The 23,597-nt window shown below is 64.0% G+C and carries 21 protein-coding genes and 7 tRNA genes; 7 read left to right on the forward strand and 21 right to left on the reverse strand.

What is annotated here, in order from left to right; translation table 11 throughout:
- Positions 1 to 97 precede the first annotated feature (97 nt).
- On the forward strand, positions 98 to 367 hold the full coding sequence (locus BI347_RS10935) for a hypothetical protein (protein ID WP_139166932.1): 270 nt from the start codon (positions 98 to 100) through the stop codon (positions 365 to 367).
- 66 nt (positions 368 to 433) lie between these two features.
- Here BI347_RS10935 and BI347_RS10940 read toward each other — a convergent pair whose 3' ends face one another.
- The 3 genes from BI347_RS10940 to BI347_RS10950 all read right to left on the reverse strand — a co-directional run bounded on the left by BI347_RS10940 (position 434) and on the right by BI347_RS10950 (position 2,171).
- Positions 434 to 718, reverse strand: coding sequence for a hypothetical protein (locus BI347_RS10940; RefSeq protein WP_071112602.1), 285 nt, complete (start codon positions 716 to 718; stop codon positions 434 to 436).
- A gap of 126 nt (positions 719 to 844) precedes the next feature.
- Positions 845 to 1,777: a cation diffusion facilitator family transporter gene (locus BI347_RS10945; RefSeq protein ID WP_071112603.1), complete on the reverse strand. Its 933-nt coding sequence runs from the start codon at positions 1,775 to 1,777 to the stop codon at positions 845 to 847.
- 133 nt (positions 1,778 to 1,910) lie between these two features.
- On the reverse strand, positions 1,911 to 2,171 hold the full coding sequence (locus BI347_RS10950; protein WP_071112604.1) for a hypothetical protein: 261 nt from the start codon (positions 2,169 to 2,171) through the stop codon (positions 1,911 to 1,913).
- A 113-nt stretch (positions 2,172 to 2,284) separates the two neighbouring features.
- Here BI347_RS10950 and BI347_RS10955 point away from each other — a divergent pair, with 113 nt between their 5' ends.
- Positions 2,285 to 3,274: a serine/threonine protein kinase gene (locus tag BI347_RS10955; RefSeq protein ID WP_071115878.1), complete on the forward strand. Its 990-nt coding sequence runs from the start codon at positions 2,285 to 2,287 to the stop codon at positions 3,272 to 3,274.
- Positions 3,275 to 3,297: 23 nt separating this feature from the next.
- Here BI347_RS10955 and BI347_RS10960 read toward each other — a convergent pair whose 3' ends face one another.
- From BI347_RS10960 to BI347_RS11000, 9 genes are all read right to left on the reverse strand, one after another.
- Positions 3,298 to 4,383, reverse strand: coding sequence for a protein-glutamate methylesterase/protein-glutamine glutaminase (locus BI347_RS10960; protein WP_071112606.1), 1,086 nt, complete (start codon positions 4,381 to 4,383; stop codon positions 3,298 to 3,300).
- On the reverse strand, positions 4,380 to 4,973 hold the full coding sequence (locus BI347_RS10965) for a chemotaxis protein CheD (RefSeq protein WP_071112607.1): 594 nt from the start codon (positions 4,971 to 4,973) through the stop codon (positions 4,380 to 4,382). Before BI347_RS10965 ends, BI347_RS10960 begins: the two co-directional genes overlap by 4 nt.
- Before the next feature lie 91 nt (positions 4,974 to 5,064).
- On the reverse strand, positions 5,065 to 6,678 hold the full coding sequence (locus BI347_RS23965; RefSeq protein WP_071115879.1) for a methyl-accepting chemotaxis protein: 1,614 nt from the start codon (positions 6,676 to 6,678) through the stop codon (positions 5,065 to 5,067).
- A gap of 40 nt (positions 6,679 to 6,718) precedes the next feature.
- Positions 6,719 to 7,264: a chemotaxis protein CheW gene (locus BI347_RS10975; protein ID WP_083338822.1), complete on the reverse strand. Its 546-nt coding sequence runs from the start codon at positions 7,262 to 7,264 to the stop codon at positions 6,719 to 6,721.
- A gap of 18 nt (positions 7,265 to 7,282) precedes the next feature.
- A complete protein-coding gene (locus BI347_RS10980; RefSeq protein WP_071115880.1) occupies positions 7,283 to 8,887 on the reverse strand; it encodes a methyl-accepting chemotaxis protein in 1,605 nt (534 codons plus the stop codon).
- Positions 8,884 to 11,061 (reverse strand): chemotaxis protein CheA, encoded by a 2,178-nt coding sequence (locus BI347_RS10985; protein WP_071115881.1) that lies wholly within the window; start codon positions 11,059 to 11,061, stop codon positions 8,884 to 8,886. Before BI347_RS10985 ends, BI347_RS10980 begins: the two co-directional genes overlap by 4 nt.
- Entirely contained in the window at positions 11,045 to 11,347 is a 303-nt protein-coding gene (locus BI347_RS10990; RefSeq protein WP_071112612.1) for an STAS domain-containing protein, read from the reverse strand. The genes BI347_RS10985 and BI347_RS10990 overlap by 17 nt, the downstream gene beginning before the upstream one ends.
- 12 nt (positions 11,348 to 11,359) lie before the next feature.
- A complete protein-coding gene (locus BI347_RS10995; RefSeq protein WP_071112613.1) occupies positions 11,360 to 11,728 on the reverse strand; it encodes a response regulator in 369 nt (122 codons plus the stop codon).
- Between the two features lie 18 nt (positions 11,729 to 11,746).
- Positions 11,747 to 12,664 carry a hypothetical protein gene (locus BI347_RS11000; protein WP_071112614.1) on the reverse strand — a complete coding sequence of 306 codons (918 nt, stop codon included), beginning with the start codon at positions 12,662 to 12,664 and terminating at the stop codon, positions 11,747 to 11,749.
- A gap of 231 nt (positions 12,665 to 12,895) precedes the next feature.
- On the opposite strand from BI347_RS11000, the gene BI347_RS11005 reads away from it, so the two are divergent.
- The 4 genes from BI347_RS11005 (at position 12,896) to BI347_RS11020 (ending at position 14,439) form a co-directional block, all read left to right on the forward strand.
- On the forward strand, positions 12,896 to 14,122 hold the full coding sequence (locus BI347_RS11005; RefSeq protein ID WP_071112615.1) for an aspartate kinase: 1,227 nt from the start codon (positions 12,896 to 12,898) through the stop codon (positions 14,120 to 14,122).
- Positions 14,123 to 14,183: 61 nt separating this feature from the next.
- A tRNA-Ser gene (locus BI347_RS11010) sits at positions 14,184 to 14,277 on the forward strand.
- A 6-nt stretch (positions 14,278 to 14,283) separates the two neighbouring features.
- Positions 14,284 to 14,360: transfer RNA gene (locus BI347_RS11015), tRNA-Arg, on the forward strand.
- A 4-nt stretch (positions 14,361 to 14,364) separates the two neighbouring features.
- Positions 14,365 to 14,439 (forward strand) — tRNA-Glu (locus BI347_RS11020).
- Positions 14,440 to 14,592: 153 nt separating this feature from the next.
- On the opposite strand, the gene BI347_RS11025 is transcribed toward BI347_RS11020, so the two are convergent.
- The 5 genes from BI347_RS11025 to BI347_RS11045 all read right to left on the reverse strand — a co-directional run bounded on the left by BI347_RS11025 (position 14,593) and on the right by BI347_RS11045 (position 18,036).
- Positions 14,593 to 17,301 carry a TonB-dependent receptor plug domain-containing protein gene (locus BI347_RS11025; protein WP_083338823.1) on the reverse strand — a complete coding sequence of 903 codons (2,709 nt, stop codon included), beginning with the start codon at positions 17,299 to 17,301 and terminating at the stop codon, positions 14,593 to 14,595.
- 409 nt (positions 17,302 to 17,710) lie between these two features.
- Positions 17,711 to 17,785: transfer RNA gene (locus BI347_RS11030), tRNA-Glu, on the reverse strand.
- 8 nt (positions 17,786 to 17,793) lie between these two features.
- Positions 17,794 to 17,870 (reverse strand) — tRNA-Arg (locus BI347_RS11035).
- Between the two features lie 5 nt (positions 17,871 to 17,875).
- A tRNA-Glu gene (locus tag BI347_RS11040) sits at positions 17,876 to 17,950 on the reverse strand.
- 9 nt (positions 17,951 to 17,959) lie between these two features.
- Positions 17,960 to 18,036, reverse strand: a tRNA-Arg gene (locus BI347_RS11045).
- 193 nt (positions 18,037 to 18,229) lie between these two features.
- Between BI347_RS11045 and BI347_RS11050 the strand changes: the two genes are divergently transcribed.
- Entirely contained in the window at positions 18,230 to 19,636 is a 1,407-nt protein-coding gene (locus BI347_RS11050) for an exonuclease domain-containing protein (protein WP_239690864.1), read from the forward strand.
- 72 nt (positions 19,637 to 19,708) lie between these two features.
- Here BI347_RS11050 and BI347_RS11055 read toward each other — a convergent pair whose 3' ends face one another.
- Genes BI347_RS11055 through flhF form a run of 4 tightly spaced genes read right to left on the reverse strand, consistent with a single transcriptional unit; the run spans position 19,709 to position 23,596 of the window.
- A complete protein-coding gene (locus tag BI347_RS11055; RefSeq protein WP_071112616.1) occupies positions 19,709 to 20,458 on the reverse strand; it encodes a flagellar motor protein in 750 nt (249 codons plus the stop codon).
- A gap of 59 nt (positions 20,459 to 20,517) precedes the next feature.
- Positions 20,518 to 21,264 carry an RNA polymerase sigma factor FliA gene (locus BI347_RS11060; protein WP_071112617.1) on the reverse strand — a complete coding sequence of 249 codons (747 nt, stop codon included), beginning with the start codon at positions 21,262 to 21,264 and terminating at the stop codon, positions 20,518 to 20,520.
- On the reverse strand, positions 21,261 to 22,145 hold the full coding sequence (locus tag BI347_RS11065; protein WP_239690865.1) for a MinD/ParA family ATP-binding protein: 885 nt from the start codon (positions 22,143 to 22,145) through the stop codon (positions 21,261 to 21,263). The genes BI347_RS11060 and BI347_RS11065 overlap by 4 nt, the downstream gene beginning before the upstream one ends.
- Positions 22,136 to 23,596, reverse strand: coding sequence for a flagellar biosynthesis GTPase FlhF (flhF, locus tag BI347_RS11070; RefSeq protein ID WP_071115882.1), 1,461 nt, complete (start codon positions 23,594 to 23,596; stop codon positions 22,136 to 22,138). The genes BI347_RS11065 and flhF overlap by 10 nt, the downstream gene beginning before the upstream one ends.
- Position 23,597 lies beyond the last annotated feature (1 nt).

Genomic DNA, 23,597 nt, shown 5'->3' on the forward strand with positions numbered 1-23,597 from the left:
TTTGTTTTGGCTGCAATGGTTGCCGATAGCCCGTAGTCTTAGGTGATGAAACCGGCGTGGCATGACAGCCGATGACAAGATCAGTCAAGGAGAGTCGATGATGAAAAGAAAATGGGTTCACGCGCTTGGCGCGGGCGGCATGATGCTGGGGGCCAGTGCGGCCTGCCAAGCGGCGCCGATGCTGATGTCGGCAAGCGCGCTTTCGTTGGACAGCCACGGCAGCGCCAGCCTGATCCAGGACAAGCAGCGCGCATTGGGAGAGGCCGAGCGGCTGAGCCAGCTGCGCGCCTTGGTGCACAACAGCTCGATTCATTGCAGCAATCCGAGCTGTCCGATCTGCAATCCGCGGCCGAGTACGCCGTTGTAGCGCATGTTCGTCACTGATGAAATGCCGGCTTATGGCCGGCATTTTGCATTGTGGGGCGGTGCGCGCTCAGCTCGCGTCGGCGGGACGGAGCGGCATGGCGGCGATATCTCGCACCGGGGTGCCGGCGTCGCGCTTGGCATCGGCGTGGCGGAACTGGTCGCGCACTTCCTGCACCAGCAGGAAGGGGGTATCGGCCGGCCAATGCTCGGTCCAGGTGCTGATGGTGGTGGGCTGGGGATTGCCGTTGATCGGGGCGCGACTGACGGCGTAGTTTTCAAATTGCCACAACAGCGGCAACAACAGCAGTGCATGCAGCAGCCAGCGCGGAGAGGATTGAAATGGTATCGTCATAGTATGGGTAGACTACGACGATAGCCGAAAAGTTGCACGTAAAAACTTCGTTTACGTACAAAATGTCGTCCGCCGCGCCCGATGGCGCAGCCGGCCGCGCCCCGCTTAGGCTTGCGCCGCGCGGACCTAACCTGCGGCGGACATGCCGCCGGCGCGGTAATGCTCGGCCGGATCGATATGGGTCATCACGTCCAGCACCCGGTGCTTCTGCAACACGCGCTGCTGCGCGTCTTCGGTGATGGCATGGGCCTGGAACACATTGATGTTGCCGTCCACCTCCAGATGCACGTCCACCAGGATCAGATCGCCCATCTTGCGGGTGCGCAGGTCGTGGATGCCGATGATGCCGGGAGTGGCGAGCAGGGTGGCGCGGATGGCGGCGATATCGTCCTCGCTGGCGGCGCGGTCCATCAGATCGTGCAGCGCGTTCCAGGCGAAGCGCCAGCCCATCCGGCCGACCAGCAAGCCCACCACCAGCGCCGCCACCGGGTCCAGTATCGGATAACCCATCAGATTGCCTGCCACGCCGGCGGCCACCACCAGCGAGGAGGCTGCATCGGAGCGCGCATGCCAAGCATTGGCCACCAGCATGCTGGAGCGGACTTTTTGCGCGGCGGCCAGCATGTAGCGGAACAGGCTTTCCTTGGCGATCAGCGCCAACGCGGCAATCCACAGCGCCAGCGAGTGCACCGAGGGAATGTCGGCGGGATGGATGAATTTGTTCGCTGCGGTATACAGCATGCCGCCGCCGACCGCCAGCAGCAGCAGGCCCAGTATCATGGAGGCGGCATTTTCATAGCGCTGGTGGCCGTACTGGTGGTCGCTGTCCGGACCCTTGCCGCTGTGGCGGCCCGCCAGCAGCACCACGAAGTCGGACACCAGATCGGACAGGGAATGAATGCCGTCGGCGATCAGCGCGGAAGAGTGGGCCCAGACGCCGACAATGATCTGCAGTGCCGACAGCAGCGTATTGACCACCACGCTGACCAGGGTGCTGACGCGGGCTGTCCGCTGGCGTTCGGTGTTGTCGGCTGTTTCGGAGTGGTGCGGATGCGTCATCGCGGGCTTCCTGTCGGGGAGTCGGCCTGCATTTTCTCATTGTTTTTGCTATCGGTCATTAAAAATTGATTGCAAAAGTAAATGACAATGAGAACGAGAATGAGCCGCAGAGCCCATGGCGCGGGCAGTGGTTTTACCAGCGGGTGGAAACCAGGTACAGCAGATAGGCCAAGCCGACCAGGACCAGGCTGCCGCTCAGCCAGCAGGCGAAGCTGGCCAGCGCGCGCCGCGCGCCCAGCCGGTGTTCGCGCAAGCGCCGCCAAGCCTGTCGCCGCGCAGACCGGTCCAGCAGCATCTGCCAGCCTTGCAGCGTGATGTCGGCCCAGCGCTCGGGACCGCGCAGCAGCTGGTCGCCATCCAGGTGGAAGGAAAGATGGGGGTAATGCAGTTTCATGGTCTTTCTCCCCGGCGCGGCGGTCTCTTCTTTAGGCTTAGCAGATAGCGGCTGTCTCTGCGGGGCGGATCTGTTGTGCTGGTGGGGGCGGCGCTTGTGAGTATAATCCGCACATGGATACCACTTTGACCCCTCCCTTCGCCACGCTGACGCCGGATGCCATTCTCGATGCGGTCGAGAGTCTGGATTTGCGCGTCAGCGGCAGCTTGCTGGCGCTCAACAGCTATGAAAACCGCGTCTACCAGATAGGCATGGATGAAGGCGCGCCGCTGGTGGCCAAGTTTTACCGGCCCGAGCGCTGGAGCGACGAGGCTATTCTGGAGGAGCACGAATTTTCCTGGCAGTTGGCCGAACGGGAAATTCCGGCGGTGCCGCCGATGCGCCTGCAAGGACAAACCCTGCACCATCATGGCGGATTCCGCTTCGCGCTGTTCGAGCGCCGCGGCGGCCGGGTGCCGGAGCTGGACCGCCAGGACACGCTGCAATGGATAGGCCGCTTCCTGGGCCGCATCCACGCGCTGGGACGGACGGCAGGCTACAGCCACCGTCCGACCCTGGATCAGTTGAGCTTTGGCCGCGAGCCGGCGGATTTTCTGCTGCAGGGCAACTGGCTGCCGCCCGAGCTGGAGCATGTCTACCGCGGCGTGCTGGAGCAGGCGCTGGACGGCGTGGCGCGCTGTTTCGAGCGGGCGGGCAAGGTGGGCCAGCTGCGCCTGCACGGCGATTGCCATGTCGGTAATCTGCTGTGGACCGACGCCGGTCCGCATTTCGTCGACTTCGACGACAGCCGGATGGGGCCGGCGGTGCAGGACCTGTGGATGCTGCTGTCTGGCGAGCGCGACGAGCAGTCGCGGCAGCTGGCCGAGGTGCTGGCCGGCTACGAAGATTTCTGTGAGTTCGACCAACGCGAGCTGTATCTGCTGGAAGGCCTGCGCACGCTGCGGCTGATCCACTATAGCGCCTGGCTGGCGCGGCGCTGGCATGACCCGGCCTTCCCGGCGGCCTTCCCGTGGTTTGGCGGCCAGCGCTACTGGGAAGAGCAGATACTGGGGCTGCGCGAGCAGATCGCGCTGATGGACGAGCCGCCGCTCTGGTCTTGCTGAGCTCCTGAGCCGGCGCGCCCGGCTCAGCGGCAGATCGCCTTGGCAATCATTTCCAGCGCCATCACCTCGTCGGCTGCGCCCAGCTTGATCGCCTCCTTGGGCATGCCGAACACCACGCAGCTCTCCTCGTCCTGGGCTATGGTCTTGGCGCCGCAGTCGTGCATCTCCTTCAGGCCCTTGGCGCCATCGTCGCCCATGCCGGTCATGATGATGCCCAGCGCGTTCTTGCCGGCGAACTTGGCGGCCGAGCGGAACAGCACGTCCACCGATGGCTTGTGGCGGCTGACCAGCGGGCCGTCCACCACCTCAACCTGATAAAAGGCGCCGCTGCGCTTGACCATCATGTGCTTGCCGCCAGGGGCGATCAGCGCGCGGCCGGGCAGGATGCGGTCGCCGTTGCTGGCTTCCTTCACTTCGATCTGCGACAGGCTGTTCAGGCGCTCGGCGAAGGAGCGGGTGAATTTTTCCGGCATGTGCTGGACGATGGCCAGGCCGGGGCAGGTGCGCGGCAGCACGGTCAGCACGGTTTCCAGCGCCTGGGTGCCGCCGGTGGAGGTGCCGATGGCGATGATGCGCTCGGTGGTGGCGAAGACATTGCTGCCGGTGGGAGCGGCCAGGATGGCGTCGGCCGACAGCTTGGGGCGGGTTTCCAGCGGATTGCCCGAGCCGGCGCCGTAACTGGCCGACGGCATCACCCGCACCCGGTTCATCCGCGCGGCGGCGGCGCTGCGCACCGCCATCACCAGCTGGCTGGCGCTGTCTTCCAGGAAGCCCTTGACCCCGGAAACCGGCTTGGCGATCACCTCCACCGCGCCGGCGGCCATCGCCTGCATGCTGATGTCGGTGCCCTTTTGCGTCAGCGACGAACAGATCACCACCGGGGTGGGGCGGCTGGCCATCAGCTGTTTGAGGAAGGTGATGCCGTCCATGCGCGGCATTTCCACATCCAGCACCACCACGTCCGGCCAGTGCAGCTTCATCTTGTCCATCGCCATATAGGGGTCGTTGGCGACGTCCATCACTTCGATGCCGCTGGCTTCGGTGAACACCTGGCTCAGCACCTGCCGGACCACGGCGGAGTCGTCGACGATCAGAACCTTGATACTCATGTTCGCATCCTTGTATTTTTGGGCGGGATCGATTCCAGCTCGGTTTCTTGCGATTGCTTGATCCAGACGTTGCCGCTGGCGACATCGAACAACACCAGGCGCGGACAGTTGCCGCCCAGGTCCTCGGCCTGCAGGCGCAGGCCCAGCTGTTTCACCATGGAACGGGCTAGGCTGATGTTGCGAGCCGGCACGTCGTGGCTGAGTTTGCGCTCGCGGCTGATCAGCATCGACGCGCCGCCTATCAGCCGGGCGTGAAATTCCTGCAGCGGCAGGCCGCAGGCCAGAATCTCGCGCAGCAGCAGCAGCATGGCCTCGTCGCCGTAGCGCCCGGACAGCGCATCGCCGCCGTGGTTGTTGCGTTGGGCCAGCAGGTAGTGGCACATGCCGCCCACCCTGGCCTGCGGATGCCACAGGACGATGGAAACGCACGAGCCCAGCAGGGTGCGGATGCGGGTGCCGCTGCCGCCGAAATGCCAGTCGCCGGGATGAAGAAATACGGCGTCGCCCGCAGGCTCGGCCGCTGCGGGAACGGTTGGACGGTTGTCAGGCGCGGCGGCCGCCGCCGGGCGCGCCGGCGGAGTCTGTGCCATGGTATTGGCGCTCCTTGTCGTGGTCGGGCGGTCTGCCGGCGACTTGCACATGTTTCAATCTAGTACAGCGCCAGCGCCGAAGAGGCGGCTTTCAAAAACGGAACATGTCGTTGAACTCATCCTGAAGCGGCGGCGCGGCCTGCTGCGGCGGTGGCCGCGCGCAGGCGGGCGGGGGCGCGCCGCCGCTCTGGGCGTCCGCGGCGAGCCGGAAGAAGCTCATCGCCTGTTGCAGCCGGTCGGCCTGCAGCGTCATTTCCTCGGCGGTAGAGGCCAGTTCCTCGCTGGCTGCGGCGTTTTGCTGGGTGGAATGGTTCAGGTGCTGGATCGCCTGGTTGATCTGGCCGATGCCGCCGGCCTGCTCCTTGGTGGCGGCGGCGATTTCCTGCACCAGGTCGGCGGTGCGCCCGCTGGAACGGACGATCTCCTTCAACAGCCGCCCGGCCTGTTCGGCCACGGTGACGCTGCGCCCGGCCAGTTCGCCGATTTCCTGCGCGGCCACTTGGCTGCGCTCGGCCAGCTTGCGCACTTCGGCGGCCACCACCGCGAAGCCGGCGCCGTGCTTGCCCGCGCGGGCGGCCTCGATGGCGGCGTTCAGCGCCAAAAGATTGGTCTGGTAGGCGATTTCGTCGATGATGCCGACCCGTTCAGCGATTTGCCGCATCGCCAGCACCGTCTGTTGCACCGCCTGCCCGCCCTCGGTGGCTTCGTCGGAGGCTTTTTCGGCAATCGCCTCGGTGGTGCGGGAGTTGTCGCTAGTCTGGTTGATCGACGCCGACACCTGCTCGATCGAGGCCGAACTTTGCTGCAGGCCGGCGGCGGAGGTGCTGGCCCCCTGCGACAGCGCCAGCGCGGTGGAGCTGATCTGCTGCGCGGCGCTGGCGATGCCGTTGGAGCTGTTCTTCACTTCGCCGATGATGGCGCGCAGCTGCAGGCACATCTGCTGCATCGCCTCGCTGAGGCTGCCGGGCGGCGCCGGCCCGAGTTCGATGTCCAGCCGGCCAGCAGCCACTTCGCGGCTGAAGCGGGCGACTTCGTGCGGCTCGCCGCCCAGCCGGCGGATCAATTGGCGGTAGATCTGCAGTAGGAAGCCCGCCAGCAGCAGCACCACTGTCAGGCTGACTCCGGCCAGCCACCCGAAGGTCTGGCTGGTGATGCGCTGCGCTTCGCCTTCGGTTTGCCGCTGCATGCGTACGGTTTGCTCGATCAGAGGCTGGATCGCCTGGTGATTGAGATCGTATTGCGCGGCCAGGTGGTCGAAGGAGCGGTTGATCGCCAGTTGGTCGTGCGCGTCCAGCGCCGGCAGGAAATGGTTGTCCATTTCCTGGTAGAAGGCCTCGCCGCTTGGCTGCACCTTTTGCGCCAGGATATTGCGCATCTCCGGCGGAAGGTCGCTGGCTCCCCATTTTTTCAGGCCATCGAAAAACTTGTCGCGCTGGATTTGCAGTTGATTGAGTTGCTGCTGGCGGATGGACGGATCCTGCGAATTGCGCAGCTGGTTGACCAGCAGGAAACTGGCCTCCAGCTCCAGCGTGGGCGGGTCCAGATCGTTGATGAAGTCCTTGCCTATCACTACCTGATGGTACATGGCGCCGTTGATCATCACCGTGCGCAGCCCTTGCCAGGCGGTGGCGGTCAGGATGCCCAGACCGAGCAGCAGGCAAGCGGTCAGCGCGATGAACTGGCGCTGAATGGTGCAGTTCTTCATTTGGCCTCTCCGCGTTTCTCCGCCGGTTGCCGGGGCGCCATTATTCCTCCTCCGCCTCTTCTCGCTGGCCCAGCTCCGACAGCAGCGCCATTTCTCCCACCGACAGCACCTTGTCGACATTCAGCAGCACCACGAAGCGGTTGTCCATTCTGGCCATGCCATCGATGAAATCGACGCGGATCTTGCTGCCGAACTGCGGCGGCGGCTCGATCTCGCTGTCGGGAATCGCCAGCACTTCGTGCACGGTGTCCACCAATATCCCGACCAACTGCCATTGCTCGTCATGCTCCACTTCCATGATGACGATGCAGGTGCGGCGGTTGACCACGGTTTGGTCGCGGGCGAAGCGCAGCGACAGGTCTATTACTGGTACCACTGCGCCGCGCAGGTTCATCACGCCGCGGATGAAGGGCGGCATCAAGGGCACCGAGGTCGGCGGGATGTATTCGAGAATCTCCCGTATCCGCAGGATGCCGATGGCGAAAGTTTCCCCCGTCAGCTGGAACGTCAGGAATTGCCTGACTTCCGCCGTTTCCTCCTGGCTCGCGTCGCCGTCGGCGCGGCGCAGGATGTTCAGTGCGGCCATGTCGGTGTCTCCGCTGGTTCAGAATTGCATGAAGCCGTGCTCGGCGCGGCCCGCAGGCGCGGGCTGCGGCGCGGCCGGGGGGCGGGTCTGGGGACCGGCGTGCAGGGCGCCAAGGTGGAAGAAGCCGATCAGGTCGTGCAGGTTTTCCGCCTGGCGGTTCATTTCCTCGGCGGTGGCGGCCAGTTCCTCGCTGGCGCTGGCGTTCTGCTGGGTGGTCTGGTTTAACTGCTGCACCGCCAGACTGATCTGGCCGACGCCGCCGGATTGTTCGTTGGACGCCGCGGCGATCTCCTGCACCAGGTCCGAGGTGCGGCTGCTGGAGCGGACGATCTCCTCCAGCAGGCCGCCGGCCTCGTCCACCAGGTTGACGCTGCTGCGCGCCAGCGCGCTGATTTCCTGCGCGGCCACCTGGCTGCGCTCGGCCAGCTTCCTCACTTCCGCAGCCACCACGGCGAAGCCCTTGCCGTGTTCGCCGGCGCGCGCGGCCTCGATGGCGGCGTTCAGCGCCAAGAGGTTGGTCTGATAGGCGATGTCGTCGATGACGCCGATCCTGTCGGCGATCTCGCGCATCGCCCGTATGGTCTGCTGCACCGCCTCGCCGCCCTGCGCGGCTTCCCTGGAGGCCTTTTCCGCCATGCTTTCCGTCAGGCGGGCATTGTCGTTGGTCTGGTTGATCGAGGCCGACATCTGCTCCACCGAGGACGAGGTCTGCTCTAGGCCGGAAGCCTGCTCGCTGGCCGAGCGCGCCAGCATCTGCGAGGTGGAGTGGATGTGCTGGGATGCGATTGACAGGCTTTCCGAACCGTTTTTCACCTCGCCTATGATGGCGCCCAGGGTCTGGACGGTCTGCATGATGGAGGCCGCCAGGCTGGATTCATCGCCGGGCCGCAGCGCGATGCTGCAATGCAGGTTGCCGTTGGCGACCTCCCGCATCATGCCGGCCACCGCCTGCGGCTCGCCGCCCAGCGTGCGCAGCAGGTCGCGGCTGATGACGGCGGCGATCAGCAGGCTGCAGACGACCGCCAGCGTGGCCAGCAGCAGCATCCGGTTGCGGCTGGAAAGATAGGTGGCCTCGCTTTGCCGCGCCAGATCCTCGTTCAACTTGTCTTCCACGTCCGCCAGCGCGGAGAGCTGCTGGTTCAGCTTGCCGCCTTTGCCGACGAGCAGCGCGCGCGCGTCGCGGAGCTTCTGCTGCCCGGTTTGCGCCAGCGCTTGCTGGTAGTCCTGGTGCACGGCGCGGCTGCTGTTCTGGATGGTGGCCATCAGTTCGCGCTCGCGCGCGGTGGTGCTGGTTTCGCGCTGGAACATCAGCGCCAGCTTCTGCTCGGCTTCCTGATAGCGGCGCAACGCGTCATCGAAATCCTGGCTGGCGCGCTCCAGCGCCGGCTGGTTGCCGGCCAGCAGGGCGTTGCGGATTTCGAGGCGGAGTTGCTGGTTGAGCTCCAGCAGTTGATGGGCCAGATGGGCTTCGACATTGTTGACGCGGGTGATGTCGCGGATGGCGCCGTTGATGTTGTCGAAGCCTTGCAGCGACACGGCGATGCAAAGCAACAGCAGGAATATGATTGCTCCATAGCCCAGCGCCTGCCTGGTGGCGACGCGCATGCCTGGTTTGGCTGTCATGGCGTGTTTCCCTGTGTCTGGTGCGGAGGCCGGCCAGCGGCTGCGGCATCGGGGTGCGGGGACAGGCGCTCAGATTCCTTGCGACAGGCGTGCCGGATCAGCGAGGGCACGTCCAGAATCAGCGCCACCTCCCCGGTGCCGAGTATGGTGGAGCCGCTGATGGCCTTGAGCGTGCTGAACAGCGCGCCCAGCGGCTTGATCACGGTCTGGAATTCGCCTTGCAGCGCGTCCACCACCAGGCCGGCCTTGCGGTCGTCGTAGTGGACCACCACTACATTGCGGCGCGCCGCCGCTTGGGAGCGCAGTTCGAAAAACGACGACAGGTGCAGCAGCGGCAGCAACTCGCCGCGCAGGTTGATGCAGTCGTGCACGCCGTTGGCCGGCAAGCCGGCCGGCAGTTCTATGCATTCGACCACAGCCTCCAGCGGCAGCACGAAGGTGGAGGCGGCCACTTCCACCAGGAAGCCGTCGATGATGGCCAGCGTCAGCGGCAGGCGGATGCGGAAGGTGGTGCCGCGGCCTGGTTCGCTGTCGATGTCTATCGAGCCGTGCAGCTGTTCGATGCCGCGTTTGACCACATCCATGCCCACGCCGCGGCCGGACAGGCTGGTCACCTGCGTCGCGGTGGAGAAGCCGGCGGCGAAGATCTGCTGAAACACGATGTTGTCCGCCGGCTCGTCGCCGGGCGGCAGCAGGCCGCGTTCGCGCGCTTTGGCCAGGATGCGTTCGCGATCCAGGCCAAGGCCGTCGTCGGCCACTTCTATCACTACGCTGCCGGACTCGTGATAGGCGTTGAGCCAGATGTTGCCGGCGGCCGGCTTGCCCTGCTCCAGCCGGACCTGCGTCGATTCTATGCCGTGATCGATGGCGTTGCGCACGATGTGCAGCAGCGGATCGCCCAATTTTTCCACCATTGACTTGTCCAACTCGGTTTCCGCGCCGACGATGTGCAGCTGGATATCCTTGCCCAGTTCGCGCGACACGTCGCGCGCCACCCGCGGGAAACGGTGGAAAATCTCGCCTATCTGCACCATGCGCATCGACAGCGTGCCGGCGCGGATCTGTTCGATCAGATTGGCGATGGTCAGCGTCGCCTCCACCAGCGGCGTCTGCTGCGAGCGGCGGGCGATCAGATTGGCAGCCGCGCCGGCGATCACCAGCTCGCCTATCAGGTTGATCAGGCTGTCCAGCTTGCCGGCCTCCACCTTGATGAAGCGGCTTTCCATCGCCTTGCCGCGGGTTTCGCCGCCGCTCTGCGCGGCAGGGTCGTGCGGCGCCGGCTCGTCGCTGGCCGCCGGCTCGCTGTCTTCCCGCGGCGCCAGCTTGGGATCTTCGTCGGCAGCGCAGTCCGGCAGCGCGCCGAATCGCTGCCAGGCCTGCCGCACCGCGGCGGCCTCCTCCTCGGCCGCGCTGGCGCAGCTTTCCTGCAGATGCGGCGCGGCGGCTTCCAGCGGCCAGATGTACAGCTCGCTGTCCTCACGGACGAATTCGAAGGCTTCCTGCAGCGCGGCCTCCGCAATGTCGGCGCTGAAATCGGCGCAGTACAGCACTTCAAACCGCAAGTAGTTGCTTTCGGCATCGAAGGCGTCGCCGGGCGGCAAGCCGGCGCAGATGGCCTGGACCTGCTCGATGTGGCCTATGGTGGCCAGGTAGCGCAGGAAGGACGACGGGTCCAGGCCGTTGCGCAGCACGTCCGGGCCGAAACGCAGCGACAGCAGCCAGCGGTTGGTCTGCGACGAATGGCCTGACGATTGTGGCGGAAGGGCTGCCGGCTGCATCGGCGGCGCTTCCTCCAGATAATCCAGCAATGCCGTCAGCAGCCCTTCGTCGCGCAACGCGGCCAGGTCTTCCTTGGCCGCCAGCGCTTGCACCATCAGCTTGACATGGTCGTGGCAGCGCAGCAGCAGGCCGATCAGTTCGTCGTTTAGGCTCAGGTGGCCGTCGCGCAGCTGGTCGAGCAGGTTTTCCGCCTGGTGGGTGAAGTTGACGATCTCCTCCAGCCCGAACAGCCCGGCCGAGCCCTTGATGGTGTGCATGGTGCGGAACAGGGCGTTCAATTGCTCGGCATCGGCGTGTTCCGCCTCCGCGTCCAGCAGGATGGTTTCCATTTCGTCCAGCAATTCGCGCGACTCCTCCAGAAAGGTCTGCAGCGCCTGTTCAAGATCCATGGCCATGGTCCTCCCCTTGAGCTTCCAGCGGCAGGTCGCGCTGCAGTCCCATCAGCCGGACGAAGTCTCGCACCGCCTTGCTGGGCGCATGCAGCGATACCGGCAGCCCCAGCCGGCTACCTTCGCGCAGCAGCCAGACCAGGACCTGGGCGCCGGCGCAATCGATCTCCTCCACCGCTGACAGGTCCAGCAGGATAGCCTCTTCGCCGCGCAGCGCCTGCCGCAACTGTGCCAGCAGCTCTGCTGCCTGATAGATGGTTTGCTCGTTGCCGGCGCGGATCGAGAGCGGCATGTCGGCTCCGGTTTAGGGCAGGATCAGTTTGGAAACCGCCGTCAGCAGTACCGGGGGTTGGAAGGGCTTGATCACCCAGGCCTTGGCGCCGGCTTCCTTGCCTTCGCGTTTTTTCTCATCGGCCGACTCGGTGGTCAGCATGATCACTGGGGTGAACTTGTATTGCGGCAGCTGTTTGATGTGCTTCAGCAGGCTGATGCCATCCAGCTGCGGCATGTTGACATCGGAGATGATCAGGTGAATCTTGCGTCCATCCAGCATGTCCAGCGCTTCCTTGCCGTTTCCCGCCTCCAGCACCTCGTAGCCGGCGCCGGCCAAGGTCATCCTCACCACCTGGCGCAGGGTGGTGGAGTCATCGACTATCAATATGGTTTTGGCCATCTGCTACATTCCCGTCATTCAGAAAAAGGTGATATCGCTCGGCCCCGGCGGCCTGCTGCTGCCGTCGCGGTTGTGCAGGGAGCGCTGCTCGTGGGTGGTGTAGCTGTTTTTCAGGGCGTTGAGCCAGGCCTCTGTATCCGGGGGGGCCGGCAAGTCGTCTTCGCTGGTCAGCGCCCCGTGCAGCATGGTTTCCAGTTGCCAGATGTCGTTCTGGACATGCGCCAGTATCTGGCTGACCCGATCCTGGAACTGCAGGTGTATCAGCACGTCTTCCGCGGTGGTCTGCAGATTGAAGCCGGATGCGGCGTCGTCCCGCCTCGATGGCCGGGGAGCCTGGAGGTCCTGGCTCACTTGTTCCAGCTGCAACAGCAGCTGCCGGACCTGTCCGGCGATCTGCTCGTCGCGCGCGGACTGGCCATGGGGCGTCTCCTGCGCCAGCGCTTCCAGCCGCAGGCCCGACTGCCGCAACTGTTCCAGCACCGGCGCCAGCCGATTCCGTAGCGGCGCCTCCTCCAACGCGTTGGCGAGGCGGGTTTCGGCTGGTTCCCGGGCATGAGCCGCGTCATCCTGATCCTGTTCCTGATAGCCCAGTTGGCGCAGCATGCCGTCAAAGCGCGAAGTGAGATGGCAGGCTGCGTCGTCTATCTGTTCGCGTCCCAGTGCGATGTGTCCGGCCCACAACGGCAGCAGCGCGTAGACATGGCTGGCGACGTCGCGCCAGTAGCGTGCCTGGGTGTCGCTGTCTTGCGGCTGCGGCGGGGACGGCGCTGGCCGGACGGACGGCCACAACAGCAGCAGCAGGATCAGCAGGGTGGTCAGGCCCAGCGCGGGCCAGAAAAAGGGATGGTCGATGAACAGCGCGTACTGGATTCCCCCGTTGACGATCAGGCCGATTTCCAGCCGGATCCAGCGCCAGGGTTGAACAGGGGCAATCATGCATGGGTCCCGTCAGTCGGATGCGTAATCTTCTTTCTGTTTGTAGCCGTTGCGCTGGGGGGATGCAAACAGCCTGTCAGTTGTCTTATCCGGATGGCGGATGCCAGGCGCGGCCGGGCTCGCGCGTGGGAAATCCGCCGCGGGCTTGCCAATTCAGCCTTGCATTTATCGACATTCTGTGGTCAGAATCGAAGTTCGACATTTCAACCATTTTGAAACAAGAAGCACGTAATGGCACTCATCGTACAGAAGTACGGCGGCACCTCGGTCGGGACAACCGAGCGCATCAAGAATGTGGCCCGCCGCGTCGCCAAATGGAAGGCTCAGGGACATGATGTGGTGGTGGTGGTTTCCGCGATGAGCGGCGAAACCAATCGCCTGATCGCCCTGGCCAAGGACATTCAGGACTATCCGGACCCGCGTGAGCTGGACGTGATCGTTTCCACCGGCGAACAGGTCACCATTGGCCTGTTGGCGATGGCGCTGAAGGAAATCGGCGTGCCGGCCAAGAGCTATTGCGGCTGGCAGGTGAAGGTGGTGACCGACCAGGCGCACACCAAGGCTCGCATTCAGTCGATTGACGAAGCCGTGATGCGCGGCGATTTGAAGGACGGCCGCGTGGTTATCGTCGCCGGTTTCCAGGGGGTAGACGAGGAAGGCAACATCACCACGCTGGGACGCGGCGGCTCGGACACCTCGGCGGTGGCGCTGGCGGCGGCGTTGAAGGCCGACGAGTGCCAGATCTACACCGACGTCGACGGCGTCTACACCACCGACCCGCGCGTGGTGCCGGAAGCGCGCCGGCTGAAGACGGTCACCTTCGAAGAGATGATCGAGATGGCGTCGCTGGGCTCCAAGGTATTGCAGATACGCTCGGTGGAGTTCGCCGGCAAGTACAAGGTACGTTTGCGCGTGCTCTCCAGCTTCGAGGACGAAGGCGAGGGCACCCTGATCACGTTTGAGGAAGATGAAAGCATGGAAAAGGCGGTAGTGGCAGGCATCGCGTTCGATCGCAACGAGGCCCGCATCAATGTCAAGGGCGTGCCGGACAAGCCGGGCATCGCCTACCAGATCCTCGGACCGATCGCCGACGCCAACATCGAAGTGGACATGATCATCCAGAACGTGGGCGAGAACGGCACCACCGATTTCTCCTTCACCGTGCCGCGCGGCGAGTTCCAGCGCACGCTGACCATCCTGCGCGAAGTGCAAACCCATATCGGCGCCGCCAAGATCGACGCCGACGACAAGGTGGCCAAGATTTCCATCGTCGGCGTCGGCATGCGTTCGCACTGCGGCATCGCCTCCACCATGTTCCGCACGCTGGCGGAGGAGGGCATCAATATCCAGATGATCTCCACTTCCGAGATCAAGGTTTCGGTGCTGGTGGACGAGAAATACCTGGAGCTGGCTGTTCGCGTTTTGCATAAGGTTTTCGGCCTGGACCAGGCGGCATAAATAATTTTGCATTTATGCTTGACAGCAAGAGCAGCCATATTTAATATGGCGCTCTCTGAACGGAGAAATGGCCGAGTGGTCGAAGGCACTTCCCTGCTAAGGAAGCATACGGGCTTAAACCTGTATCGAGGGTTCGAATCCCTCTTTCTCCGCCAGAAACTGCACCCGTAGCTCAGTTGGATAGAGTATCTGGCTACGAACCAGAGGGTCGGGCGTTCGAATCGCTCCGGGTGCACCAAGACGTCCCTATAGTTTAGCGGTTAGAACACCGCCCTTTCACGGCGGTAGCCGGGGTTCGATTCCCCGTGGGGACGCCAGGATTCAGAAAAAGCCCGACATGAAAATGTCGGGCTTTTTCTATTTCCACCTTATCGGACTCAACCGAACTCCGTATGGAAAATGGCGGAAGTGTCGATTCAGCAAAAACGGGATGCTAGGCATCCCGTTTTCATTTTCCGAGCGCTACCGCTTCAGAAGTGGTGATTCAGTTCCAGCCAGACCTGGCGGCCGTAAGGCGGGTACGTGCCTACCGGGTAGAACGGCGAGCCCTCGCTGTAGTCCTTCTTGATGAAGTCCTGCAGGTTGTTGACGATCAGGCTTAGCGAAGTTTGCTTGCTCAATTGATAGCCTACGCTCAGATTGGCCAGGATGGTGGGCGTCAAGTAGCCGTTTTCGGCATTGTTCGGCACTTTGCCGTAGCGCGTCAGTTGCAGCGTGGACGACCAGTTGCCGATATTCCAGCCCAGGCTGGCGCTCAGCTTGTTGCGCCAGTCGTGATTGCTCAAGTCCTGCAGCCTATCCTGAGTGGGGTCGCCGGCGAATTGCTGATAGGTGAAGGTCAGCACCTGGGAGTAGCTGGCCTGCAGCTGGAAGCGGCCCCAGCGCGCGGTCTTCCAGCGCAGCTTGCCGTTCAGGTCTATGCCGCTGGTGCGTTCGTTGGCTGCGTTGATCGGATTGGTCAGGATCTGGTTGATGGCGCCCGGATCCAGTACGGCATTGGCCGGATTGCGCTGCACCCGCCGTAGCGCGTCCTGGCAGAGGCTGGAGTCGATGTCCAGCTTGCCGCTGCGGCAATCCGCCTCATCGTGCAGGATTTTGTCCTGGTCCAGGTCGGTCACTAGGTCGTTGATGGTGATATTCCAGTAGTCCAGCGACAGGTCGGCGTCGGTGCTGGGCGACCAGACGAAGCCGAAGCCGTAGGATTTTCCGTTTTCAGGCTTAAGGTTCGGATTGCCGCTTTTGACGAAGTTGGCCGCCAGGTCTTTGTAGTCGCAGGTGGCGTTGGGCTGGCCGGCTTGCAGGCAGCGCCAGTAGTCGGTCACGTCTGGGTAGTAGCCGCGGCTTTGCGTCAGGAATAGGTAGTTCATGTCTGGCGCACGGAAGCTGGTGGCGTAGTTGCCGCGCAGCAGCAGCGTGTCCAGCGGGCGGAATTCCAGGCCGCTGCCATAGGTGAACTTGCCGACGCTGCTGTCAGAGATGGCCAAGCGGTCATAGCGGCCCGATAGGGTGACGTTCAGGCGCGGGTGAAGCGGAATGAGCAGCTCCGCGCCGGCGGCCTGGCGCGCGCGGGTGCCGCCGGCGTGGCTGCCGGGAGAGGTGCGGTAGAACACGCCTTGCCCTAGTTGGGTGTCGGGATCGTTGCTGAAGCCCTGGCTGCCCCATTCCAGCGCGCCGGCCAGCTTCACCGCCCCTGCCGGCAGTTTGAACAGGTCGCCGCTGCCGCTGAGGCTCAGCGCCTGTAGCCAGGATTTGTCCTGCTCCACGCTTCTGCCGAGGACGCTGTTGAATTGCGCCGTCGTGATCGGGGTGGCAAAATTCGCCGCGTTGGGGGCGTAGATGCCTATGCCGTTGCTGTCGGTGCCCAGTTGCGGACCGAGGAAGAGGCTGTCGACGTTGGCCAGCAGCCGCGGTGCGGTCTGCTGGCTGGTGTAGATCGAGGCATTGTACGCGGCTTCGTAATTCCAGCTGGTGCCGGGCAGATCGCCGCGTATGCCGAAGGTGAGGTTGGCTGACAGGTCGTCCCATTTGCGGTTGTAGGTGGTGGCGCCGCCGATTTCTTCCGGCGCTAGCCGCCTGGTCCATTGTTCGTACTGCCCGGTGTTCTGGTTGAGGAAGTATTGGTTGGAGCCGCCCAGCGAGGTCCATGCCGGACCGCGGGTGTTGTTTTCGGTATGGTTGAAGCCGAGCAGGGCATCGCTGAACAGTTCGGCGTGGTCGTTGAGCTGGTAGTTGGCGCTCAGGTAGCCGTTCTGGCTTTGGTTGGCGGTCTGGATGGTCCAGTAGTCTGGATTGGCCTGGCCGCTGGCGCAAACCACGCCGTTGCCGGTCTTGGTGTGGATCGCGTAGGGCCGGACGCTGTTGTTGAACAGGCTGGCAAAGACGCCGCAATTTCCGGCGCCTATGTATTGCCCCTTGTTCGGGCCTTGCTTGACCTGTCGGGACCAGATGGTGGTGGGGGCGGAGCCATCCGAGCTGTTGTCGGCCATGAAGCCGCGTTGATTGCTCCAGATGGCGTTGCGCTGGCTCAGTTCCAGTCCGTAGATCAGGCTGAGCTGATCCCAGCTGTGGCCGCCGCTGATTTGTAGTCTGCCATTCTCGCCGCCATGGTGTTCGCTGGCGCCGACCTTGACGTTGACATCCACGCCGTCGGTTTTCTTTTTCAGGATGACGTTGACCACGCCGGCGATGGCGTCGGAGCCGTAAATGGCGGAGGCGCCGCCGTTGAGGATTTCTATCCGGTCTATCATGGCGGCCGGAATGTTGGCCAGATTGACGAAATTGACCGAGCCGTCGTACGCAGTCGGGTAATCGGCGACTCGGCGGCCGTTGATCAGCGTCAGCGTGTGATTGGGGCCCAGGCCGCGCAGGCTGATGGCATTGGCTGCTGGGGTGAAGGTGTTGCCGAAGTCCGCGCCCTGGGTGAAGCCGGTGTTCTGGGGCAGGCTGTTCAGCGCGTCATAGACATTGGTGTAGCCTTGTTTTTCGATGTCGGTGCCGGTGATTACGGTGACGCTGGTCGGTCCTTTCTGCTCCGATCGGGAGATGCGCGAGCCGGTGACGGTGACGCGTTCCAGTGCGGTGCTATTGTCGGAGCTGGCAGTGTCGGCCAGCGCAGGCCAGGCGGCTCCGCTCAGTAATGCATAAATGATATATGAGTTAAATTGTTTATGTATTTTCACGAAATGTCTCCAGGCAAGGCTGGTCCTATGGAAACTTTGAAAAATACAATGTATCACTTTGTCATTTTTGTGTATTAAACAAAATAAGCATAGTTAATGCTTTTAGAATATATTGTCTTTGCTAGAACGTCGGCGGCAGGCGGACTCCTTATTCCTGGCGGCGGGCATGGCGCACGGTGCTGCCGTTGCTGTTGATCAGTTGTCGCGCCGGTGGCGGGCCTATGCTTCAGCCTTTGGTTTTAGTGGGGTAAAACGGGGTGAATATCTGTTCTATCCGTTGCTCTGACGCGCTTGGGTCGTTGTCGGGCACTGCCAGTCCCGGGCGTCCGCCGCTGGGCGGCTTGTTTCAATGTTTGCGCGACGAATGCGAAAAAGCCCAGCATCTGCATGCTGGGCTTTTTCTTGAATCTGGCGTCCCCACGGGGAATCGAACCCCGGCTACCGCCGTGAAAGGGCGGTGTTCTAACCGCTAAACTATAGGGACTTAAACTGTGGTGCACCCGGAGCGATTCGAACGCCCGACCCTCTGGTTCGTAGCCAGATACTCTATCCAACTGAGCTACGGGTGCAGCTTTGGCGTCCCCACGGGGAATCGAACCCCGGCTACCGCCGTGAAAGGGCGGTGTTCTAACCGCTAAACTATAGGGACGCTGAATTGTGGTGCACCCGGAGCGATTCGAACGCCCGACCCTCTGGTTCGTAGCCAGATACTCTATCCAACTGAGCTACGGGTGCACTGCCTCGCTAGACGTTGTGTCTTGCGAGGAGGTGGATATTACAGATGGTGTTTTGGGCTGTCAACACCCCGTAGGATTTTTTTTGCAAAGCCGGTAAACTGGCCTGCTATTGCTGTCGCAGCGCTCCAACATGATTAGGCAAATGGCATGTTCGGCGAGCGACGCTGCACGACTGAAAGCGACTAAATAGATTGAATACCTTGTTTGAACAGCCCTGCGCCATTGTCGACCTGGAAACCACAGGCGGCAATATCAGCCGCGACCGCATCACCGAGGTGGGCATGATCCTGATCGATGGCGAGCGGGTGGAGCGCCAGTCCTGGCTGGTCAATCCCGGTCAGCCGATTCCGCCCTTCATCGAAAACATGACCGGCATCCGCAATGAGATGGTGGCCGGGGCGCCGCCGTTTGCCGCGCTGGCCGGCGAACTGCTGTCGCGGCTGCAGGGCCGCCTGCTGCTGGCGCACAACGCCCGTTTCGATTACGGTTTTTTGAAAAATGAATTCCGCCGCCATGGCCTGCGTTTCCAGACGCAGACGCTGTGCACGGTCAAGCTGTCGCGCCGGCTGTATCCGCAGCACTTCAAGCACAGCCTGGACAGCCTGATCGCGCGGCACGGCATCGAGATGCCGGAGCGGCATCGCGCGCTGGCCGATGCCGAGGCGGTGCACCGCTTCCTGCAGATAGCCGCGGCCGAGTTGGGGCAAGAGCGGCTGACGCATGAGGCGGCGCAACTGCTGTCGCAGCCGGCCGAGTTGAGCGACCTGGCGCCGCAACTGCAGCAGCAGATCGAGGAGTTGCCGGATTCGGCCGGTGTGTATGTGTTGTTCGATCTGGAGGACCGCGCGCTGTATGTCGGTCGCGCCGCCAATCTGTACCGCAAGGTGCTGGGCCACTTCTCCAGGGCCAAACCCGGCCATAAGAGCCACGAGGTGCGCATAGACGAGCCGGTGGCGAGGGTGGAGTGGCGGGAGAGCCTGGGCGAGTTCGGCGCCCATCTGCAGGAGCTGCAATGGCTGCGTTACCACCTGCCGCTGCACAATCCGCGCGCGCGGATGCTGGGCGAGGCCTGTTCGCTGCAATTGCAGACCGACGCGGACGGCTTCGTGCGGCTGCGGCCGGTATCGGCGCAGGACATGGACTTCAGCCGCACCACAGACTTGTACGGCCTGTTCCGCAACGCGCGCGAGGCGCGCAAGGCGCTGGCGCAGATCGCGCTGGCGCAAGGCTTGTGCCAGGCGGTGCTGGGGGTGGAGCAGGTGACCAGCCGCAAGGGCGCGGCCTGCAACGCCTACAGCCTGCAGCGCTGCCGCGGCGCCTGCGTCGGCAAGGAGGGCGCGGACAGCCACAATCTGCGGCTGCTGTCGGCGCTGCAGCGGCTAAAGGTCAAGCCATGGCCGTTCGAGGCCGCGGTGGCGGTGGTGGAGCGGGACGAGGTGTGCGGCGACGTGGTGCAGCACCTGTTCGACCGCTGGTGCTACCTGGGATCGCGCCGCAATGGCGGCGAGTTGACCGGCGAGCCGGCTTTCGATCTGGACTACTACAAGCTGCTGGAGAGCGAATTGCGCAGGCCGGAGCGGGAGCTGATCGAGTTGTAAGACAGCGTAGCGATGGAAAAAGGCAAGCCGCGCGGGCTTGCCTTTTTCATTGGCCGGCGGGGCTGCGCCGGTTTATTCATGCATCGCCAGGAAGCCGCGCAGCCGGCTTTCGATGATGCGCGGGTTTTCGCCGTTGGCGATGGCGACGATGCCTTCCACCACCAGCTCCTTCATCGCCAGCTCCGACGCCACCAGGTGCTTGAGTTTGTTGCCCACCGGCAGGAAAAACAGGTTGGCCGAGCCGACGCCGTAGACGGTGGCGACGAAGGCCACCGCGATGCCGCCGCCCAGCTTGGACGGGTCCGACAGGTTTTCCATCACGTGGATCAGGCCCAGCACCGCGCCCAGAATGCCCATGGTGGGCGAATAGCCGCCGGCCGATTCCCAGATGCGCGCCGCCTGTTTGCGGGCGTGCTCGAACATGCTGATCTCCACGTCCATCACCGCGCGCAGCGTGTCCGGCTCGGTGCCGTCCACCAGCATTTGCAACGCCTTCTTGGTGAACGGGTCCCTTTGCATGTTGATCACCCCTTCCAGCGCCAGCAGCCCGCCCTTGCGCGAGGTCTGGCTCCAGTTCACCACTTCGCGGATCATTTTCTCGTGGTCGAAATTGGGCGGACGAAAGATCCAGCGGACCATGCGCAGGCCGGCCATGAACTGTTTGGGCGTGCTTTGCAGCATCACCGCGCTGGCGGTGCCGCCGATGACTATCATGAAGGCGGTCAGCTGCATCAGCGAACCGAGGCTGCCCCCTTCTATGGCCTGGCCGGCGATGATGGCGGTCAGGCCCAGGATGATGGCGATTAGACTGATCTTGTCCACTAGGTGTTTCCGTTATTGAGCTGGTCTGAAGCCCGGCATCATGTCAACCGGGCCCTCCCTTACAGCCAGTCTTTCAGTTTGGCCCGCAGCCGGGCGATGGCCTGGCTGTGCAGCTGGCAGACCCGGGACTCGGTCACGCCGAGCACCGCGCCGATTTCCTTCAGGTTCAGTTCCTGTTCGTAGTACAGCGCCATCACCAGCTGGTCGCGTTCTGGCAGGAACTTGATCGCGCTGATCAGATGCTGGCGGAAGTTGTCGTCGGCGAGCGCGGCCAGCGGGTCCGGCGAATCCTCGTCGGCGACATTGGCCACCGGGTTGTGCGGGTTTTCGCCATCGTCGCCGCTGAAGTCCTCGAAGTGTAGCAGGGTGGTGCCTTTGCATTCTCCCAGCATGTCCTGGTATTGATCCAGATCGATCCCGAGTTCGGCGGCGATTTCCGATTCCAGCGGCGCCCGGCTCAGCTGCTGTTCCAGCCGGGATATCGCTTCCTCTATCTGGCGGGCGTTGCGCCTGGCCTGGCGCGGCAGCCAGTCCTCTCGCCTGAGTTCGTCCAGCATCGCGCCGCGGATGCGCTGGCTGGCGAAGGTTTCGAACATCACGCCCTGCGCCGGATCGAACTGGCGCGCGGCTTCGATCAGGCCGATCATGCCCACCTGGATCAGGTCGCCCAAGTCCACCGAGGCCGGCAAGCGGGCGATCATGATGCTGGCCAGCTTGCGTACCAGCGGGGCGTAGGCCTCCACGTCTATCTCGACGCTGGGGGCCGCGTTGGCATAGCCCGATCGGCGGAATGACGGGATACTCATAAGGGTTTGGCTCCATCTGCCTCGGCCCAGTCGCGCGAGGCGGCAATCAGCAAGTCCATGTATCCGGTACTGTCGCGCGCGGTCTCCGGCGCATCCCAGTGCAGCAGCACCGCCGCCAGTTGCGAGAACGCGGCGGCGGCTTCGCTGTCGGGGAAGGCCTCCATCAGAGGGCGGTGCAGCGTCTGGCTGCGGCGCACGGTATTGTCGTGCGGCACGAAGCCCACCCAGCGCAGCGAAACCGTCAGAAACTCGCCGGTGACCGCCGACAGCCGGGTGAACAGTTCGCGCGCCTCGTCCAGGTGGCGCGCGCGGTTGATCAACACATTGAAGCGCTGGCGGCCATACTGGCTGGCCAGCCGCTTGATGTTGGCGTAGGCGGTGGTCAGCGACTCGGCCGCTGGCGTCAGCACCAGCACCAGATTGTCGGCTACGCTGGCCGGGATGGCGTCCAGGCCGGGGTTGGGCACGTCGATCAGCAGCGCCGAGGCGTCGCGTTCCAGCGCGCCGAACTCGCTGCCCAGCCTAAGCCACAGCTGGGTGGAGAACAGCGCGCGCTGTTCCGGCCTTGCGTAAAGGTTGACCAGCTGTACCCCCTGGCGCGAGGTGATCATCATTTCATCCAGTCCGCCCACGCTGACCACCTGGCTTTCCAGGGTGGCGGTGGATGGGACGCCCAGACGGCGCGTCTGCACCTGTCCCAGGCAACAGTCTACCACCAGCGGCCGCAGCCCGGCGTAGGCCAGGCCCAGCGACAGCTCGGTCACCAGCGTGCTGGTGCCGGAGTGCTCGGAGCCGATGAAGGCGAAGCTGGGCGCGCGGTTCTGTTGCGCGGCGAGCAGGCGGAGGCTGGCGGCTTGGTCCTGCATGACGTTTACAGCCATCCGGCCTGGGCCGCCTGCATGATGGGCAGCTCGTCGGCCTGCAGCGAAAACGGCGAGCCTATCTGCTGGGCGCGCATCGCGCGGTCCACCAGGAAGGCGGCGTTGGCCGAGTGCAGGTCTTCCGGCACCCGCTGGCCGTTGGTGATGAAATAGAGCTTGAGGCGGTTGCGGATGATCACGTCCAGGCTGGGGCCCTGCGCCACCGCCTCGTCTATCTTGGACAGGATGCAGCCGGCCAGGCCGTCGCCGCGGTAGCGCCGCACCACGTCTTCCAGCGTGTGGCCGTCGGTATTGGCGGCCAACAGCAGCAGCCGTTCTATCGGCCGGCCGGCGGTGCGCAGCATGTCTATCTGCGCCAGCACGCGAGCGTCGCGCTGGCCCATGCCCACGGTGTCGATGAAAACGATGTGGCGGTTGGACAGGTCGGCCAGCGTCAGCTGCAGATCGCCCTCGTTCTGGATGGAGAACACCGGCACGCCCAGTATCTTGCCGTAGATGCGCAGCTGGTCCTGCGCGCCGATCCGGTAGCTGTCGGTGGTGATCAGCGCCACGTGCTGCGCGCCGAAGCGCATGGTGGCGCGAGCCGCCAGCTTGGCCACGGTGGTGGTCTTGCCGACGCCGGTGGGGCCGACCAGAGCGAAGATGCCGCCGCGGTCCATCACTTCCTTGTCGGCGTCCGCGCATTTCAGATTGTGCACCAGCGCCGAGCGCGCCCATTTGACGGCGACTTCGGCCTGGTACTGCGCCGGCATCTTTTCTATCAGCTGGCGGATCAGCTGGGCGGAGAATCCCATCGCCAGCAGGTGTTTGAACAGCTCGATGCGGTTTGGCGCCTTGCCTTCCATGTCCGACCAGGCGAAGCTGGCCAACTGGCTTTGCAGCAGGCTGCGCAGCAGTTTGATTTCGTCGCCTATCTGCCTGAGTTCCTGGGCCATCTGCTCCGACTCCTCGCCATTGGACGGTTGCGCCTGCGGCGGCCGGGCCGCGACCGGACGCGGCTGCGCTGTCGCCGGAGCGCTGACAGACCGGGCCGCCGCGGCGGCCGGCTGCGCGGGCAGGGGAGCCGGGGCCGGCTCCGGCGGGGAGTAGACCGGCTCCATCCGCGGCCTGGCGCTTTCCAGCCGCGGCGGCGCCGGGCTTTCCAGCGGCTCCACCGGCATCGCGTAGGTGCGGGCGATGGCGCGGTTCACCGCGCTGCCGTTGGGCGGGATGGGGGCGGGCTGCTGCGGGCGATTGACCGCCGGCGGCGCGTTGCGCGGCGGATGCTTGCTGCTGGAGGTGGACAGGGTGCTGGCCAGGTTGGCGACGTCGGCGTCGGCCACCGCCATGATTTCCACCCCGCCGCCCATGGTGGGGCGGTTGGACAAAATGAGGGCATCCGCCCCCAGTTCTTCGCGAACTTGCCTGAGTGCGTCTCGAGTGGTCTTCCCGAAGAACTTTTTCACCACCATT

The sequence above is a fragment of the Chromobacterium sphagni genome (genome assembly GCF_001855575.1).
GTDB lineage: Bacteria > Pseudomonadota > Gammaproteobacteria > Burkholderiales > Chromobacteriaceae > Chromobacterium > Chromobacterium sphagni.

Excerpts from the sequence above, each read along its gene's own strand:
- BI347_RS10975 (WP_083338822.1), bottom strand. The coding sequence starts at position 7,264 with ATGGCCGCACTGAACATCCTGCGCCGCGCCGACGGCGACGCGAGCCAG.
- BI347_RS10980 (WP_071115880.1), bottom strand. The coding sequence starts at position 8,887 with ATGACAGCCAAACCAGGCATGCGCGTCGCCACCAGGCAGGCGCTGGGC.
- BI347_RS10985 (WP_071115881.1), bottom strand. The coding sequence starts at position 11,061 with ATGGCCATGGATCTTGAACAGGCGCTGCAGACCTTTCTGGAGGAGTCG.
- BI347_RS10965 (WP_071112607.1), bottom strand. The coding sequence starts at position 4,973 with ATGGCACAGACTCCGCCGGCGCGCCCGGCGGCGGCCGCCGCGCCTGAC.
- flhF (WP_071115882.1), bottom strand. The coding sequence starts at position 23,596 with ATGGTGGTGAAAAAGTTCTTCGGGAAGACCACTCGAGACGCACTCAGG.
- BI347_RS11005 (WP_071112615.1), top strand. The coding sequence starts at position 12,896 with ATGGCACTCATCGTACAGAAGTACGGCGGCACCTCGGTCGGGACAACC.
- BI347_RS10995 (WP_071112613.1), bottom strand. The coding sequence starts at position 11,728 with ATGGCCAAAACCATATTGATAGTCGATGACTCCACCACCCTGCGCCAG.
- BI347_RS10990 (WP_071112612.1), bottom strand. The coding sequence starts at position 11,347 with ATGCCGCTCTCGATCCGCGCCGGCAACGAGCAAACCATCTATCAGGCA.
- BI347_RS10955 (WP_071115878.1), top strand. The coding sequence starts at position 2,285 with ATGGATACCACTTTGACCCCTCCCTTCGCCACGCTGACGCCGGATGCC.
- BI347_RS10935 (WP_139166932.1), top strand. The coding sequence starts at position 98 with ATGATGAAAAGAAAATGGGTTCACGCGCTTGGCGCGGGCGGCATGATG.
- BI347_RS10950 (WP_071112604.1), bottom strand. The coding sequence starts at position 2,171 with ATGAAACTGCATTACCCCCATCTTTCCTTCCACCTGGATGGCGACCAG.
- BI347_RS10960 (WP_071112606.1), bottom strand. The coding sequence starts at position 4,383 with ATGAGTATCAAGGTTCTGATCGTCGACGACTCCGCCGTGGTCCGGCAG.
- BI347_RS10940 (WP_071112602.1), bottom strand. The coding sequence starts at position 718 with ATGACGATACCATTTCAATCCTCTCCGCGCTGGCTGCTGCATGCACTG.
- BI347_RS23965 (WP_071115879.1), bottom strand. The coding sequence starts at position 6,678 with ATGAAGAACTGCACCATTCAGCGCCAGTTCATCGCGCTGACCGCTTGC.
- BI347_RS11000 (WP_071112614.1), bottom strand. The coding sequence starts at position 12,664 with ATGATTGCCCCTGTTCAACCCTGGCGCTGGATCCGGCTGGAAATCGGC.
- BI347_RS11065 (WP_239690865.1), bottom strand. The coding sequence starts at position 22,145 with ATGGCTGTAAACGTCATGCAGGACCAAGCCGCCAGCCTCCGCCTGCTC.
- BI347_RS11060 (WP_071112617.1), bottom strand. The coding sequence starts at position 21,264 with ATGAGTATCCCGTCATTCCGCCGATCGGGCTATGCCAACGCGGCCCCC.
- BI347_RS10945 (WP_071112603.1), bottom strand. The coding sequence starts at position 1,777 with ATGACGCATCCGCACCACTCCGAAACAGCCGACAACACCGAACGCCAG.